At 67.3% G+C, this 13,470-nt stretch carries 12 protein-coding genes and 1 riboswitch; of the genes, 7 read left to right on the top strand and 5 right to left on the bottom strand.

Features of this window, described 5'->3' with window-relative positions:
• Window positions 1–121 precede the first annotated feature (121 nt).
• Together JMT67_RS12745 and JMT67_RS12740 are read right to left on the bottom strand one after the other, a co-directional pair.
• Window positions 122–967 carry a ribokinase gene (locus JMT67_RS12745; RefSeq protein WP_201463655.1) on the bottom strand — a complete coding sequence of 282 codons (846 nt, stop codon included), beginning with the start codon at window positions 965–967 and terminating at the stop codon, window positions 122–124.
• Window positions 964–1,929 carry a nucleoside hydrolase gene (locus JMT67_RS12740; RefSeq protein WP_201463654.1) on the bottom strand — a complete coding sequence of 322 codons (966 nt, stop codon included), beginning with the start codon at window positions 1,927–1,929 and terminating at the stop codon, window positions 964–966. Before JMT67_RS12740 ends, JMT67_RS12745 begins: the two co-directional genes overlap by 4 nt.
• A gap of 126 nt (window positions 1,930–2,055) precedes the next feature.
• Window positions 2,056–2,165: riboswitch (TPP riboswitch) on the top strand.
• A 58-nt stretch (window positions 2,166–2,223) separates the two neighbouring features.
• On the opposite strand from JMT67_RS12740, the gene thiC reads away from it, so the two are divergent.
• Window positions 2,224–4,239, top strand: coding sequence for a phosphomethylpyrimidine synthase ThiC (gene thiC, locus JMT67_RS12735; protein WP_233455877.1), 2,016 nt, complete (start codon window positions 2,224–2,226; stop codon window positions 4,237–4,239).
• 3 nt (window positions 4,240–4,242) lie between these two features.
• Here thiC and JMT67_RS12730 read toward each other — a convergent pair whose 3' ends face one another.
• Both JMT67_RS12730 and JMT67_RS12725 read right to left on the bottom strand, forming a co-directional pair.
• Window positions 4,243–6,063 (bottom strand): ATP-binding protein, encoded by a 1,821-nt coding sequence (locus tag JMT67_RS12730; protein WP_201463653.1) that lies wholly within the window; start codon window positions 6,061–6,063, stop codon window positions 4,243–4,245.
• 7 nt (window positions 6,064–6,070) lie between these two features.
• Window positions 6,071–6,301, bottom strand: a complete 231-nt coding sequence (locus JMT67_RS12725) for a hypothetical protein (protein ID WP_201463652.1) — start codon at window positions 6,299–6,301, stop codon at window positions 6,071–6,073.
• 98 nt (window positions 6,302–6,399) lie between these two features.
• Between JMT67_RS12725 and JMT67_RS12720 the strand changes: the two genes are divergently transcribed.
• The 5 genes from JMT67_RS12720 (at window position 6,400) to JMT67_RS12700 (ending at window position 10,210) form a co-directional block, all read left to right on the top strand.
• Entirely contained in the window at window positions 6,400–6,873 is a 474-nt protein-coding gene (locus tag JMT67_RS12720) for an AAA family ATPase (RefSeq protein WP_201463651.1), read from the top strand.
• Between the two features lie 72 nt (window positions 6,874–6,945).
• Window positions 6,946–7,125 carry a hypothetical protein gene (locus JMT67_RS12715; RefSeq protein ID WP_183218251.1) on the top strand — a complete coding sequence of 60 codons (180 nt, stop codon included), beginning with the start codon at window positions 6,946–6,948 and terminating at the stop codon, window positions 7,123–7,125.
• A 339-nt stretch (window positions 7,126–7,464) separates the two neighbouring features.
• The gene (locus tag JMT67_RS12710) at window positions 7,465–8,355 is read left to right on the top strand and encodes a hypothetical protein (RefSeq protein WP_201463650.1); all 891 of its coding nucleotides are present in this window, start codon (window positions 7,465–7,467) and stop codon (window positions 8,353–8,355) included.
• Between the two features lie 59 nt (window positions 8,356–8,414).
• Entirely contained in the window at window positions 8,415–9,845 is a 1,431-nt protein-coding gene (gene tldD, locus JMT67_RS12705) for a metalloprotease TldD (protein WP_201463649.1), read from the top strand.
• 59 nt (window positions 9,846–9,904) lie between these two features.
• A complete protein-coding gene (locus JMT67_RS12700) occupies window positions 9,905–10,210 on the top strand; it encodes a hypothetical protein (protein ID WP_183218263.1) in 306 nt (101 codons plus the stop codon).
• Window positions 10,211–10,224: 14 nt separating this feature from the next.
• Here JMT67_RS12700 and JMT67_RS12695 read toward each other — a convergent pair whose 3' ends face one another.
• On the bottom strand, window positions 10,225–11,196 hold the full coding sequence (locus JMT67_RS12695) for a TraB/GumN family protein (protein ID WP_201463648.1): 972 nt from the start codon (window positions 11,194–11,196) through the stop codon (window positions 10,225–10,227).
• A 144-nt stretch (window positions 11,197–11,340) separates the two neighbouring features.
• On the opposite strand from JMT67_RS12695, the gene JMT67_RS12690 reads away from it, so the two are divergent.
• Entirely contained in the window at window positions 11,341–13,413 is a 2,073-nt protein-coding gene (locus JMT67_RS12690) for a TonB-dependent receptor plug domain-containing protein (protein WP_201463647.1), read from the top strand.
• Window positions 13,414–13,470: the final 57 nt, after the last annotated feature.

The raw sequence follows: 13,470 nt of genomic DNA, 5'->3' as shown, positions 1-13,470 counted from the left end.
CGCCCGCGGGCCCGCCGCCAGTCCAGGCGCGCGCCTCCACCGGTTCGCAGTTCCCTTTGCGATGACTGAAATCCTCCCCCTCTGGGGGAGGTGGCGCCGAAGGCGACGGAGGGGGCCGCCCCTAGCCCCCCAGCAGGGCCTCGACCTGATCCCGTTCCGGCGCCGAGGGCTGGGCGCCCGGCCGGGTCGCCGCAAAGGCCCCCGCCGCACAGGCGAACCGCAGGGCCTCGTCCGGCGCCGTCTCCTCCAGCAGGGCCATGGTGATCGCCGCCACGAAGGCGTCGCCGGCGCCGGTCGCATCCACAGCCTCGACTGCGGGCGGCCTGGCCCAGGCCGTCTCCACCCCGCGCTGATACATGGCCGCGCCTTGAGCCCCCTTCGTCACCACCACCCGGCCGCCGCCCCGGTGCAGGGCCTCCCCATAGAAGGCGGCCTCGGTCTCATTGACCACGATCAGATCGGCGCGGCGCAGCAGGGCCTCTGAAACGGGCTGGGCGGGCGCCAGATTGGCGCAGACGAAGCCCGTGGCCCGGCCGACCGCCGCCTCGACCGTCTCGACCGGCAGCTCCAGTTGCACGATCAAGGCGCCCTCGATCCGCTGGGGCAGCTGTTCGGGCGTGACCCGATGATTGGCCCCGGCCGCCACCACGATCTGGTTCTCGCCCGTCGGATCGACGGCGATCAGGGCCACCCCCGTGGGCGCCGCCACATCGACCTCCACCCCCGCCAGATCGACCCCCAGCTCCGACATGAGGGCCAGGGCCTCGCCGGCCATGGCGTCGTTTCCGACCCGGCCGATCAGGCTGACCTCGGCCCCCAGCTTTTCGGCGGCATAGGCCTGGTTGGCGCCCTTGCCGCCGGGATAGCGGGCGAGCGTCGCCCCCGTCACCGTCTCGCCCGGCGCCGGCAGGCGCGGCGCCGTCGCCACCAGGTCCAGATTGATCGAGCCGACGACGGTGATCCTCATCCCCCTCGCGCCCTTTCAGCGCCCTTCAAGGTTTCGGCGATCAGGTCGAACACCCCTTGAGCGTCCGCCGCGACCGCCCAGCGATGGCGGGCCGTCTCCGGATCGACCCGGAACTCCACCGCCGTATGGCCGCGCGTCAGGTCCGATCCGGTCTCGACCTCGATCCGGCAGGGCTTCAGGCTGAACAGGTCGGGCTTCATCAGCCAGGCGATCGGACAGGGGTCGTGCAGGGGGGCGCCCCAGTCCGGGCTGGGCCAGCCGACCAGGGTCCGTTCAGTCCTCTGGGAAAAGCGCAGCAGGGCGGCCATGGTGCGGGCCGGTTCGGTGCGGATCGTCTCTATGGCGCGGATGCGGGCCTCGGTCGCCCGCACCTGATGCGTCGCATCCAGACCGAAGGCGATCACCTGACAGCCCGAGCCGAAGACGACCGCCGCCGCGTCCGGGTCGGCCCAGATGTTGAACTCGGCGGAAGCCGTGATGTTGCCGCCCTCCGACCGCGCCCCGCCCATGACCACGACCGGGCCAAGGTGGTCGGCCAGCCGCCGTTCGCGCTTCATCGCCAGGGCCAGATTGGTCATCGGTCCCAGGACGGCGATCGCCACCGATCCGGCCGGGCGCTTCATCACCAGGTCGACGATGGCGTTGGCCGCCGGTCCGTCGCCGATGATGCCCTGGGGCTCGAACGGCTCCAGGTCGCCCAGACCCTCCGGCCCGTGGAAGTCGCCGGCGCCGGCGGGCGGGCGTTTCAGCGGCCGTTCGGCCCCGCCGAAGACGGGCACGTCCTCTCGGCCGGCGATCTGGCGCAGCATGCGCGCATTGCGCTGGGTCAGATGGGCGGGGACGTTGCCGCCCACGGTGGTGACGGCCAGCAGCTCCAGCTCGGGGGCGGCGAAGGCCAGGAAGAGCGCTGCGGCGTCATCCACGCCGGGGTCGCAGTCGATGATCAGGGATTGGACAGTCACCCCCGTGGTTTGGCCGTCCCGACGCCGGGGGGCAAGTCCGTTTCATGGCTAAGCCTGTGGGAAGGGGCGTCTTTTTCCGGCGCCGCGCGCCCGGCTTGACGTCCGCCTCCCCCGGCGTCACCCTGAGGCCGTTCTCCGGGGTGTCGCAATCGAGCGGCTGAGATAGAGGTTCCTCCTCTGACCCGTCGAACCTGATCCGGGTCATGCCGGCGAAGGGATGAGTACGCTTTAGGTCCATGCGCCACAGGACCCTCGCGCCCGACGTCGGCGGACCTCAAACCGTTTGAGGCCGCCATGAACATCCAAGTCACCCCGCCCGTCCTGCCCGAAGAGCCCAATGTGGATCTGGCCCTGGCCGAGGCGCGCAAGGCGGTCGAGGCTGAGACCGGCCGTATCCCGACCGGCGAACGGGCCGGCAGCCGCAAGGTCTATGTCCAGGGCGTCCTCTATCCGGATATCCGCGTCCCCTTCCGCGAGATCGCCCTGCATCCGTCGGCGAACGAGCCGCCGGTGACGGTCTATGACTCCTCGGGCCCCTACACCGACCCGAACGTGGTCATCGACATCAAGAAGGGCCTGCCCCACGTCAAATCCCGCTGGCAGCTGGACCGCGGCGACATCGCCCCCGTCCTGAACCCGCGCGAGGTCAAGCCCGAGGACAACGGCCATGCCTCGGGCCGCCACCTGGCCCCCCGCTTCGACACCTCCAACCACCGCGTCTTCAAGGGCGTCGAGGGCCGCCCGGTGACGCAGTACGAATACGCCAAGGCCGGGATCATCACGCCCGAGATGGAATATGTGGCGATCCGGGAGAATCTGCGGCGGGAGGCAGTGGCGAGTGGCGAGTGGCGAGTGGCGAGCGAGGGACAGGCCGTCACCCTGGCCGACGGTTCGACCGTGCCGCTTCCCGCATCGACCTCGCCACTCGCCACTCGCCACTCGCCACTGGAGCGCGACGGCGAATCCTTCGGCGCCAGCATCCCCGACTATGTGACGCCCGAGTTCGTGCGCTCCGAGATCGCCCGCGGCCGCGCCATCATCCCGCACAACATCAACCACCCCGAGGTCGAGCCGATGATCATCGGCCGCAACTTCCTGGTGAAGATCAACGCCAACATCGGCAACAGCGCGGTCCTGTCGTCGGTGGACGACGAGGTCGACAAGCTGGTCTGGGCCACCCGCTGGGGCGCGGACAATGTCATGGACCTGTCGACGGGCAGGAACATCCACAACATCCGCGACTGGATCATCAGGAACTCGTCCGTCCCGATCGGCACCGTCCCCATCTATCAGGCGCTGGAGAAGGTCGGCGGCATTGCCGAGGACCTGACGTGGGAGGTGTTCCGCGACACATTGATCGAACAGGCGGAACAGGGCGTCGACTATTTCACCATCCACGCCGGGGTGCGCCTGCCCTTCGTGCCGATGACGGCGAAACGCGTCACCGGCATCGTCTCGCGCGGCGGCTCCATCATGGCCAAATGGTGCCTGGCCCACCACAGGGAGAGCTTCCTGTATGAGCATTTCGAAGACATCTGCGACATCATGCGGGCCTATGACGTCTCCTTCAGCCTGGGCGACGGTCTGCGCCCCGGCTCCATCGCCGACGCCAATGACGAGGCCCAGTTCGCCGAGCTGCGGACGCTGGGCGAACTGACCCAGATCGCCTGGTCCAAGGGCTGCCAGGTGATGATCGAAGGCCCCGGCCATGTGCCGATGCACAAGATCAAACAGAATATGGACGAGCAGCTGAAGCACTGCCACGAGGCGCCCTTCTATACGCTGGGGCCGCTGACCACCGACATCGCGCCGGGCTATGACCACATCACCTCGGCCATCGGGGCGGCCATGATCGGCTGGTTCGGCACGGCCATGCTCTGCTACGTCACGCCCAAGGAGCATCTGGGCCTGCCGGACCGTCAGGACGTCAAGGACGGCGTCATCACCTACAAGATCGCCGCCCACGCCGCCGACCTGGCCAAGGGCCACCCCGCCGCCCGGTTACATGACGACGCCCTGTCACGCGCCCGGTTCGAGTTCCGCTGGGAGGACCAGTTCAACCTGGGGCTGGACCCCGAAACCGCCCGCAAATACCACGACGCCACCCTGCCCAAGGAAGCCCACAAGACCGCCCACTTCTGCTCCATGTGCGGCCCGAAATTCTGCTCGATGAAGATCAGCCAGGACATCCGGGATGCGGCGGCGGCGCAGAACGACGCGGGGGCGAGCCTGGCGGAGGCGGAGGCCGGGATGGCGGAGATGAGCGCGAAGTTCCGCGCCGGCGGCGGGGTGGTGGAGGTGAAGGTGTGAGAACTAGGCGACGAGTTCGATCTCCGCTTCGTCTTCATTGTCCTCGCGATTCGGTCTGAACAAACGCCCCATGCTTCGGCGAGCAGGCTGGAGTGACGAGAGATAGTCGTCAGCAGCCAGACTTAGGCTTTCCGGACGGAGAGCGATGCCTACAGCCTCAGCGTCCCACTCGTGGTTGAGCTGTTTCGCGAGGGCATAGACTACCGCACGTCCAACGCGCAGGATCATGCTCTGTTCAGCCGCTTGTTGGGCATGATCCCTCATGCTTTCGATGTCTTGAGCCGAGGCATACTCGTCGATCAGCTTGGTCCGCATCTCCTCGATAGCCGGGTAGAGCATATTCACGAAAAGCTGGCCGGTATCGTAGTAGCGCGCAGCCCGGCCTTTGAGGCTTTTCTCTTCGACCTCTTCTTTGGTCGTTACCAACATGATTTCTGGTGCCCTCTCTCTGCCTTGCCAGAGATCGGCCGCCTTTGCTCCGGTCGGAGCAAACGAGATGTTTGTATGGCCCGTCCGGGGGGTAGACCCGCTGTTCGACCCGGAGCCGTCTCGTGTGCTTGTAAAGCCAACCCCGGCATCGGCCGTGACCAACTCTGAACCATCGACTGCAATCCGCGGTGCGGTTTTTCGAACGCGTAGATCGTTGAGCAACTTCTGAAGCTCGTCGCGGACATCGTCATTGGATCGGGTATCGGGCGCGAAGGAGCGAATGGCGTCAATCAGCCACTGCGGTCGAAGCGCAGCAACGCGATCAGCGAAATGCTGTGTCGCCACTTGATCCTGCTCGGCTCCCATATAGCGAAGGAATTGCCGATATCCTTCAGGGCGGACACGAGCATCGTCCGGAAGCTCGACATGGATCGAGATATGGCGAGCACCGAACGGGATGCCAAAGAGCGGGGCGTTGATCGTCCAAGCACGACCCGACTTCAGATCATATAGTTCATCTTTGTAGACGATGCCCGAGGTACTTACTGCTGTCTGTAAGGAGCCACTGATAGACTGATTGTGGCTAGGTGCCTTCTCGTAAGGCGGATCGAAAAGATAGTGGATTACTACGCCATTTCCGGCATCCACTGCTTCATACCGACCAAATACGTTTGCAGATATCCGACTGCTAAGCGTCTCGAAATGCCGGTTACCATTCAGCTTGTGCGTACCGTCCACCATGCGCAGGCGCACGTTTGCAGGAACGCGGTAGAACCGATGATAGAGGTAGCTGGCCAGCCATTGAATATCGACTGGAGGATCGCCGTCATAGGGATCACGAACGGTATCTTGATCTGGCCGGTTGCCAAACAGCGTCACTTCAGTCCAGTCGGACTGGGCATTTCTGCCGGTCAAAACGGCGTCTTCTGTTACGTCAAGCACCTCTTGAGTGGTGCCGTCAGCAAGCTCGATCTTAAGGCGGCCATACACTCCTTCACGGTAGCCAATGACAACCTGAGAGACGCGCCCCGCCTTACAGGACCTATAACGCAGCCCGAGCTTGTTTGAGGGTAGCGATGCGACTTTTGCCCCCATGCCGAAGTTGGCATCCAAACCTTTTTCCTTGCCTATGGAGGAAGCTAGGTCGCACATGTTGTAGAGTTCGTCGGCCGACATACCGGGGCCGTTGTTCCAGATCACGAGCTTAGTCGCTCCGAGTTCCTGGACGGCGGAAAACTCGACGAGGCCGTGGCCAGTTTCGTCATGCTCTGCCGCTTCAATAGCGTTTCGCACAAGCTCGCGGATCATCATTATCTTCGGACACCGCTCGATCGTGCTCGCGACGAGGAAGTCTGTGTCACCAATCTTCAGCGGCGAGATTTGATCGGACTGCATACGGACCTCAGAGTTTGAATGAGCGCTCGGCACGCGACTTGGGCGCGTCAAACCGAGCTTCGACCGACGAAACAGCGTCTCTCAGAGCCTTGATCACCTTACGCACCTCGGCCTCGTCAAAGTCGTAGACTTGCCGATTGGACAGGTTGCCGATCCGAGCAATCGCATCGATAGCCTTGTTGGTCCGGCTCTCAGCGAGCTCCCTGAACTTGATGTGTTTGGTTGTATTTTTCTCCATCTCAGCGTTCTATCAACCATAAATCTCGTTGTAAATACGCCCGCATATTTCGATGCAAATATCGTCGAATATTTTGACACTCACTGGACCAGAACGCTGTGAAACCGCCCACCCTCGTCCTCCTCGCCGGACCCAACGGCGCCGGCAAGACCACCTTCATCAACCGCTTCCTGCGTCAGCGGGCGGAGGCGTTTCGGTTCGTGAATCCGGACGAGGTGGCGCGCGATCTGGAGGGGGACGGCGCTTCGCGCGATCTGGCGGCCGGACGATTGGTGCTGGAGCGGCTGGAGGCCCTGTTTGCGGAACGGGCCGATGTGGTTCTGGAGACCACCTTGGCGACCCGATCTCACGCCGGGCGCATCCGTCGCTGGCGGGCGGCGGGATACCGGGTCGAACTGGTCTATCTGCGCCCGCCCTCGGCCGACTTCTCGGTCATGCGGGTGGCGCGGCGGGTGGCCCCCAGCGAAGGCTTCGCCTTCGCGGACTTCAGAATGGGGCGGGCACGGCATTCCCGAAGACACGCTGCGCCGCCGCTTTCAGCTCAGCCTCGACTATCTGGAGACGGTCTATAAGCCCCTGGTGGACCAATGGGAGGTCTATGGGGTTAGCGACGGCGAGCCCGATCTGTTAGATTGGGGACCGAAATGAGCAGCATCTTCGACCGCGAAACCACCCTGAAGGCCCTGCGCGACGCCGCCCGGATCGCGCGCGAAGGCACGCGCGAGGAGAAGTCCGGCAAGTTCCTGCCGCCGCCCGGCTGGAAGGGGCGTCTGGTCACGGCCGCCGACGTTCCGGCCGCGCCCCGGAAAAAGAAGACGGCCTAACCCTCCCTTTCGTCATCCTCCGGCAAGCCGCGTCTTCGCGGCGCAGACCGGGGGACCCAGCGGCGCCGTCAGGCGAAATCCGCCCGCCGCACGCTGCGGGAAGACCTGGTCCGCGACAGGTTCGCGCTCTCGCGCGCCGCTGGGTCCCCCGGTTCCGCTGCGCGGCCCGGAGGATGACGAAAGTCGGGTGCGAATTCCCCTGCCCCCACCCTGCCCGCCACACCGCCCTCTGATTCCCCACGGCTTTTCGGCGCTTTCCGACAATCGACCCATCACCCCTTTCCCCCGACATCATACTGGCGCGGCTCCGCATCGGGGCGGATAGGTTGGGAGGGACGGATGGAGGCGACGGCAGGCGGCTGGGACGAGGACTGGCGCCCGGAGGGTCCGGAGCCGGGCGCCGAGCGGGCCTGGGACGATGAACCCCTGAACGACCGGCCCCTGTATGACGGGCGGCGGGTGCGCGATCCCTATCAGAGGGGCGGGGGGTACAGCCGGATATCGGAGGACCGGTGGGACGCGATCCAGCGGGCCTATGCGGCGGGCGAGCCGGGGGCCTCGGTCTGTCGGCGGTTCGGCCTGGCGCGATCGACCCTTTACGCCCGCGCCCGCGACGAGGGGTGGCTGCGCCAAGATCAGGATCAGACCGAACCTCTGGACCATGGCTTCGAGGCGGACGGGGCGGACGCGCCCGTGGACCTGGAGGCCGAGACGGCGGCGGGCCTGTGCGACTACGGCCTGTTGGCGGGTCACGCCCGGGTGCGGATGCAGCGGGCGATTCTGGCGGGCCGAGGGGTGGAGGCCGGGCGCTGGATGCGGCTGCACGCCCAGTTGACGGCCATGGCCCAGGCGGAAGCGGCGGCGAAGGCGGAGGCGGAGGCCCAGACCCTCAATCCGCCGTCGGCCCAGGCCGCGACCGCCCCCGCCCCTGCTCTTGCGCCCAAACCGCCTGCGCCCCAACCGCCCGCGCCCAGGCGCCGCTCCGGCCCCAAACCCCTGTCGGACTGCGATCCGTTCGAGGTGCTGGAACGCCAGACCCAGGCCCTGAACGACCTGGAGCGGTCCTTCGCCGGCCTGGACCTGAGCGATCCCGTCTATCGCCGCCTGCTGGAAAAGGGGCTGGAGGCGGTCGCCCTGATGGGCGGACCCGATCCGGTCGATCCGGCGCCGGACCAACCGGACACACCGGACACATCGGACACTGTTTTTTCCACGCCCGTCCCCTCCTGACGGTTCCGATCCGGTCCTGAACAGGTGACGAAGGGCCCTTCACCCCCTACCTAGGCGTCATGACCCTTCATGCCGCCCCGCCGCCCCTCCTCGACGCCGCCGGCGTTTCGACCGACGACGCCCTGTCGATCCTGAAGTCCGCCTTAGCCGGGGCGGACGACGGGGAGCTGTTTCTGGAACGCTCCGAGAGCGAGAGCCTGGTGTTCGACGACGGGCGGCTGAAATCGGCCGCCTATGACGCCACCGAGGGGTTCGGCCTGCGGGTCGTGGCGGGCGAGACCGCCGGCTATGCCCACGCCCATGAGATTTCGGCCGCCGCCCTGGGCCGCGCCGCCGACAGCGCCGCCCTGGCCAAGGCGGGGCATGAGGCCCGCGTCGCCGAGGGGCCGCGCGCCACCAATCAGAAACTGTACGGCGAGGTCGATCCCCTGGCCTCGCCCGCCTTTTCCGACAAGATCGCCCTGTTGGCCGAGATCGACGCCTGGGCCCGGGCTCGCGATCCGCGCGTGGTCCAGGTCTCGGCCTCCCTGGTCGGCGAGCGGCGCGCGATCGAGATCCTGAGGGCCGACGACCGGGCGGTGCGGGACGTGCGGCCCCTGGTGCGGCTGAACGTCTCGGTCACGGTCGAGCAGAACGGCCGACGCGAGAGCGCCTCCTCCGGCGCCGGGGGCCGGGCGGGCTTCGAGGCCTGGGTGGCGCCCGAACGCTGGCAGGCCCAGGTGGACGAGGCCCTGCGCCAGGCCCTGGTCAACCTCGACGCAGTCGACTGTCCGGCGGGCGAGATGGACGTGGTCCTGGGCGCCGGCTGGCCCGGCGTTTTGCTGCACGAGGCCATCGGCCACGGCTTCGAGGGCGACTTTCACCGCAAGGGCTCATCCGTCTTCAACGGCATGATGGGCAAGCGGGTGGCGGCGCCGGGCGTGACCGTGGTCGACGACGGCTCCATCGCCGGGCGGCGCGGCTCCCTGTCGGTGGATGACGAGGGCACGCCCACGGGCCGCACCGTCCTGATCGAGGACGGGATCATGGTCGGGCTGATGCACGACCGGCTGTCGGCGCGTCAGCTGGGGGTCGCGGCCACCGGCAACGGCCGGCGCCAGTCCTTCGCCCACATGCCCATGCCGCGCATGACCAACACCTTCATGGAGGGGGGGCGGGATTCCAAGGCCGACATGATCGCCAATACGAAGCGCGGCCTCTACGCCGCCAACTTCTCGGGCGGTCAGGTCGACATCACCAACGGCAAGTTCGTCTTCCAGTGCAATGAGGCCTATCTGATCGAGGACGGGGTGATCACCGCCCCCGTGCGCGGCGCCACCCTGATCGGCGACGGGGCCACGGCCCTGACCCGGATTCAGATGATCGGCGACGACTTCGCCTTCGACCCCGGCGTCGGCGTCTGCGGCAAGGCCGGACAGGGCGTGCCCGTCGGCATCGGCCAGCCCAGCCTCAAGATCGGCGGCCTGACCGTCGGCGGAACGGCGGTCTAGGGGAAAGGAACCGGATCGGACGAACGGGTGTTTCCCCGCCACACAGGAGAGGAAACACCATGTCCACTGAACGCACTGTCGAACATCCCGACGGCCGGGTCGAACGGATCACCGAAAACGACCGCGCCCCCGCCCCCACCATCGTCGAGCGCCGCAGCGGCGGCGGCATGGGCGGGATCGTGGCCCTGATCATCGGCCTGGCCCTGGTCCTGGTCATCGGCTGGTTCCTGATGAACATGAACCGCAATGACGCCATCGAGTCCAACGCCGTGGCCGGGGCGGCCGAAAGCGTCGGCAACGCCGCCGACAACATCGGCGAGGCCGCCCGCGACGCCGTGCCGGAACGTGCGACGCCCGCCAACTAACCCATTGATAATGCTTACGAAATAGGCGCGCCGCCTGGGGCCTCGGCCGGCGGCTGCGGCCGCCAGTCGGGGCCCAGAGGCTCCAGCCCCTGGGCCTCCAGCCGGTCCAACAGGCCGCCCGGCTGGGCCAGCAGGCGAAGCGGGGCGATGGCGACCGTCGTCCCGCCCTCGGCCAGGGCGTCGTCCACGGCCTGGCCCCACAGGGTCTCCAGCGCCGCCCCCTGATCCATAACCGCCCAGTAGGAGCAGGCGCTGACCGCCTGATCCAGGGGCGAGGCCAGCACCTCGGCGACGCGGCGCCGGCGCCAGGCCTCGGCCCGCCGCTCGCCCTCCGCCTCGCCCAGCTCGGCCGCCGTCACCGCCCGCGTCATACAGTCGAGATAGCGCTCGGGCGGGGTCGTCAGCACCCGGTCGATGATCTCGTCCCCCCGCAGGGTGCCGACCGGCTCGGCCGGCTTGCGGTTGGTCCGCGCCGCCCGCCGCACCACGTCCGAGACCGGCCGCTCGCGCCGGGCGTAGCCGCCCCGCTCCATCAGCTCGGCTGACAGCAGCAGCAGGCTGGTGCGGCTGGGCCCCTCGCCCGTGACCCGCTCCAGCCGCGCCTCCAGCTCCGGCGGCAGATAGTCGGCCGTGGTCCGGCCCTCGGGCAGGCGGGTCAGGGTCCGCGCCCGCCAGATGACTCGCCCCAGATCGGCCAGGGACGCCCGCCCCTGCACCGGGAACAGCACCCGATCCGCCCGCTCCACCGCCGTCGTCAGGGCTTCGGTCCGCCAATCCATGTCGCGCGACAGGCCGTCGATCGACCCGACCAGGATCAGGGTCGCGTCCCCGCGCCGGATCTCCCACATCGGCCCCTCGATCCGACGGGCGGTGACGACGATGTCCTCCACCGCATCGGCCGGCGGGTCCGCCTCCTGGGCTGTCGCCCGCCAGCCTGCGCTTGCGGCAAGCAGAATAGAACAGAGAAGAGCGGGGATACGGTTCATGACTTCACTGTATTCGCGCGCCTTTCGGTTTCGTAATGAAATGTCTGTAATGATGGCGGCGATTTAATCCACCTTTCCGCCTTGTAACTGGAGATGAACGTCCGCTGACGGCACATCCCTCGACAACATTCGAGGGGAAGACCGATGACGAAGACCTTGCTGCTGGCCAGCACCGCCCTGTTCCTGTCGGCCGCATCGGCCTTCGCGGGGGACGAACCCCAGGTGGCCCAGGCGCCGGTTCCGACCGGCCCGGCGAGCCAGGCGCCGCTGGCCGACGCGACCCAGCGCGGCGTTCTGGTCTTCACGCCCGACTTCTTCGCGTCCCAGCGCCCCAATACGGCGCTCGACATGGTCAATCGCGTGCCGGGCTTCGAGGTCGACGACGGTTCCGGGGCGCGGGGCTTTGAAGGGGCGGTCGGCAATGTGCTGATCAACAACGCCCGTCCGGCCTCCAAGAACGACGGCGGCTCCAATGTGCTGAGCCGCACCCCGGCGCGTCAGGTGGAACGGATCGAGCTGATCCGCGGCGGCGCTCCCGGCATCGACATGCAGGGCTTCTCGGTGGTGGTGAACGTCATCCTGAAGACCGAGGCCAGCCGCCAGTCGATCCTGACGTGGAACACGACCCAGTTCGAAGGCGCGGGCCAGGATCTCTACGGCGGCAGCTATCAGTTCACCGCCCGAGACGGCGACCGCAGCTGGGGCGTGACCCTGTCCGACGGCATCAGTATGAGCGATTCCAACGGCCCCGGCCGAACCGTCCGCCGCAACGCCGCAGGCGATGTGCTGCGCGACGAGGTTACCGACACTGACGGCTACGGCGGCGGCAATTCGATCCGCGGGACCTATGCGGGTCCGATCGCCGGCGGCAAGATCGACCTGACCGCCCGCTATGGGATCAACGACTGGAACGGCTACTACAACAGCCGGTCAGCGACCGCCTTCCGTGAAAGCCTCGACCAGGAGGACAACAAGAGCGGCGAGTTCGGCGTCACCTGGGAGCGCCCGCTGAACGACCGGTTCAAGCTGGAAACCCGGCTGATGCATGAGTTCGGCAGCTGGGACGGGGTCTCGACCTACAACGTCCTCAGCAACGGTCTGGACGCCCCGGAAGAGCGGTTCGTCTATTCGGGCGAGCGGTCCGAGACCATCCTGCGGGCCCTGATCCGTCACGAGCGGTCGCCCAAGCTGACGATCGAGACCGGCGGCGAGGTGGCCTACAACATGCGCCAGACCGATCAGGCCTATAGCGTGGGCGGCGCCCCGGTGGCCCTGCCCAGCGCCTCGGTCAAGGTGGAGGAGACGCGGGGCGAGGTCTTCTCCAAGGGCACCTGGCGGCTGCACCCGGACCTGACGCTGGAGGCGGGGCTGCGCCTGGAAGCCTCGACCATCAGCCAGTCGGGCGACGCCGATCAGGAGAAGAGCTTCTTCTTCGCCAAGCCCCGCTTCATGGCCACCTGGACGCCGATGCCGAACAACCAGCTGCGCTTCCGCTTCGAGCGTGAACTGGGCCAGCTCGACTTCTCCGACTTCGCCGCCTCGGCCGACCTGGAGGAACAGAACGTCTACGGCGGCAACGTCGATCTGGAGCCCGAGCAGCGCTGGATCTCCGAGCTGACCTATGAGCGCCGCTTCTGGGGCGAGGGCGTGGTCTCCATCGGCTATCGCCACGACGAGATCATCGACGCCATCGACCGCATCCCCCTGGCCGGCGGCCTGTCGGCGGTGGGCAATATCGGCGAGGGGACGCTGGACCGGCTGTCGCTGAACGTGACCGTGCCGCTGGACAAGCTGGGCGTCACGGGCGCCCGCTTCACCTTCAGAAACGACTGGAACAAGACCGAGGTCACCGATCCGACCACGGGCGAGACGCGGCCCATCTCCGGCGTTCGTCCGACCCAGGCCAATGTCGGCCTCGAGCAGGACATCACGCGCCTGAAGCTGCAATGGGGGGTGAACTGGCTGCCCTATCTGGGCCAGCCCAGCTATTCGCCCGATCAGGTCTCGCGCTGGCGCGGAACCGACTATTTCGAGCTGTTCGCCGAATACAAGCCCAGCCCGACCCTGGCGATCCGGGCCCAGCTGAACCTGTGGGACGACTTCACCCAAAGCCGCACCGTCTTCGCCGACCGCGACACCCGCGCGGTGGCCTTCGTCGAGGACAGCGTCGTCGACCCGCGCACCTTCGCCTCCATCCGGGTCCGCAAGACCTTCTGAGGCGGCTGACGCCAACGAAAAGCCCCGGCGGATCGCTCCGCCGGGGCTTCTTGCGTC

It is taken from the genome of Brevundimonas aurantiaca (assembly GCF_904830995.1).
In the GTDB taxonomy this organism is placed as follows: Bacteria; Pseudomonadota; Alphaproteobacteria; order Caulobacterales; family Caulobacteraceae; genus Brevundimonas; species Brevundimonas aurantiaca.
Note: the sequence above shows the minus strand (reverse complement) of the source record. Positions and strands in the feature narration are given on the sequence as shown.